This window comes from Pseudomonas sp. MF6776, assembly GCF_016613125.1.
Taxonomy (GTDB): domain Bacteria; phylum Pseudomonadota; class Gammaproteobacteria; order Pseudomonadales; family Pseudomonadaceae; genus Aquipseudomonas; species Aquipseudomonas iridis.
The window spans coordinates 1-3,191 of sequence record NZ_JAENSQ010000077.1; the positions used below are offsets into that span (position 1 = coordinate 1).

The window sequence follows — 3,191 nt, forward strand, 5'->3', positions numbered from 1 at the left end:
TGGCCTCGCTTCAGCAAATTGGGTATGTGACAGCTTTCGGTGTTTGTGAACATCGAACTTTCGGTTCGTTTCGTCTTCACACACCGCAATCTGGCCTTTCGACGCAAATTGCTTGGGTGTTATATGGTCAAGCCTCACGGGCAATTAGTATTGGTTAGCTCAACGCCTCACAGCGCTTACACACCCAACCTATCAACGTCGTAGTCTTCGACGGCCCTTCAGGGAACTCAAGGTTCCAGTGAGATCTCATCTTGAGGCAAGTTTCCCGCTTAGATGCTTTCAGCGGTTATCTTTCCCGAACATAGCTACCCGGCAATGCCACTGGCGTGACAACCGGAACACCAGAGGTTCGTCCACTCCGGTCCTCTCGTACTAGGAGCAGCCCCTCTCAAATCTCAAACGTCCACGGCAGATAGGGACCGAACTGTCTCACGACGTTCTAAACCCAGCTCGCGTACCACTTTAAATGGCGAACAGCCATACCCTTGGGACCGGCTTCAGCCCCAGGATGTGATGAGCCGACATCGAGGTGCCAAACACCGCCGTCGATATGAACTCTTGGGCGGTATCAGCCTGTTATCCCCGGAGTACCTTTTATCCGTTGAGCGATGGCCCTTCCATACAGAACCACCGGATCACTAAGACCTACTTTCGTACCTGCTCGACGTGTCTGTCTCGCAGTCAAGCGCGCTTTTGCCTTTATACTCTACGACCGATTTCCGACCGGTCTGAGCGCACCTTCGTACTCCTCCGTTACTCTTTAGGAGGAGACCGCCCCAGTCAAACTACCCACCATACACTGTCCTCGATCCGGATAACGGACCTGAGTTAGAACCTCAAAGTTGCCAGGGTGGTATTTCAAGGTTGGCTCCACGCGAACTGGCGTCCACGCTTCAAAGCCTCCCACCTATCCTACACAAGCAAATTCAAAGTCCAGTGCAAAGCTATAGTAAAGGTTCACGGGGTCTTTCCGTCTAGCCGCGGATACACTGCATCTTCACAGCGATTTCAATTTCACTGAGTCTCGGGTGGAGACAGCGCCGCCATCGTTACGCCATTCGTGCAGGTCGGAACTTACCCGACAAGGAATTTCGCTACCTTAGGACCGTTATAGTTACGGCCGCCGTTTACCGGGGCTTCGATCAAGAGCTTCGCGTTAGCTAACCCCATCAATTAACCTTCCGGCACCGGGCAGGCGTCACACCCTATACGTCCACTTTCGTGTTTGCAGAGTGCTGTGTTTTTAATAAACAGTCGCAGCGGCCTGGTATCTTCGACCGGCATGAGCTTACGGAGCAAGTCCTTCACCCTCACCGGCGCACCTTCTCCCGAAGTTACGGTGCCATTTTGCCTAGTTCCTTCACCCGAGTTCTCTCAAGCGCCTTGGTATTCTCTACCCAACCACCTGTGTCGGTTTGGGGTACGGTTCCTGGTTACCTGAAGCTTAGAAGCTTTTCTTGGAAGCATGGCATCAACCACTTCGTCATCTAAAAGATGACTCGTCATCAGCTCTCGGCCTTAGAATCCCGGATTTACCTAAGATTCCAGCCTACCACCTTAAACTTGGACAACCAACGCCAAGCTGGCCTAGCCTTCTCCGTCCCTCCATCGCAATAACCAGAAGTACAGGAATATTAACCTGTTTTCCATCGACTACGCTTTTCAGCCTCGCCTTAGGGACCGACTAACCCTGCGTCGATTAACGTTGCGCAGGAAACCTTGGTCTTTCGGCGTGGGTGTTTTTCACACCCATTGTCGTTACTCATGTCAGCATTCGCACTTCTGATACCTCCAGCAAGCTTCTCAACTCACCTTCACAGGCTTACAGAACGCTCCTCTACCGCATCACCTAAGTGATACCCGTAGCTTCGGTGTATGGTTTGAGCCCCGTTACATCTTCCGCGCAGGCCGACTCGACTAGTGAGCTATTACGCTTTCTTTAAAGGGTGGCTGCTTCTAAGCCAACCTCCTAGCTGTCTAAGCCTTCCCACATCGTTTCCCACTTAACCATAACTTTGGGACCTTAGCTGACGGTCTGGGTTGTTTCCCTTTTCACGACGGACGTTAGCACCCGCCGTGTGTCTCCCATGCTCGGCACTTGTAGGTATTCGGAGTTTGCATCGGTTTGGTAAGTCGGGATGACCCCCTAGCCGAAACAGTGCTCTACCCCCTACAGTGATACATGAGGCGCTACCTAAATAGCTTTCGAGGAGAACCAGCTATCTCCGAGCTTGATTAGCCTTTCACTCCGATCCACAGGTCATCCGCTAACTTTTCAACGGTAGTCGGTTCGGTCCTCCAGTTAGTGTTACCCAACCTTCAACCTGCCCATGGATAGATCGCCCGGTTTCGGGTCTATTCCCAGCGACTAGACGCCCTATTAAGACTCGCTTTCGCTACGCCTCCCCTATTCGGTTAAGCTCGCCACTGAAAATAAGTCGCTGACCCATTATACAAAAGGTACGCAGTCACAGAACAAAGTCTGCTCCCACTGCTTGTACGCATACGGTTTCAGGATCTATTTCACTCCCCTCTCCGGGGTTCTTTTCGCCTTTCCCTCACGGTACTAGTTCACTATCGGTCAGTCAGTAGTATTTAGCCTTGGAGGATGGTCCCCCCATATTCAGACAAAGTTTCTCGTGCTCCGTCCTACTCGATTTCATGACTAAGAGATTTTCGCGTACAGGGCTATCACCCACTATGGCCGCACTTTCCAGAGCGTTCCGCTAATCTCAAAGCCACTTAAGGGCTAGTCCCCGTTCGCTCGCCACTACTAAGGGAATCTCGGTTGATTTCTTTTCCTCAGGGTACTTAGATGTTTCAGTTCCCCTGGTTCGCCTCTTGCACCTATGTATTCAGTACAAGATAACCATCTTATGATGGCTGGGTTCCCCCATTCAGACATCTCCGGATCAAAGTCTGTTTGCCGACTCCCCGAAGCTTTTCGCAGGCTACCACGTCTTTCATCGCCTCTGACTGCCAAGGCATCCACCGTATGCGCTTCTTCACTTGACCATATAACCCCAAGCAATCTGGTTATACTGTGAAGACGACATTCGCCGAAAATTCGATAATACTCAATTCAGAGTAACTCACAAATTTTACCTTAGCCTGATCCGTTACCAGTGAAAGTAACGTTCAGTCTATCTTTCTATCACATACCCAAATTTTTAAAGAACGATCTAATCAAA

At 50.9% G+C, this 3,191-nt stretch carries 1 rRNA gene; it reads right to left on the reverse strand.

Annotated elements, in window-relative coordinates:
- Positions 1-123: 123 nt before the first annotated feature.
- A 23S ribosomal RNA gene (locus tag JJD74_RS30355) occupies positions 124-3,015 on the reverse strand.
- Positions 3,016-3,191 lie beyond the last annotated feature (176 nt).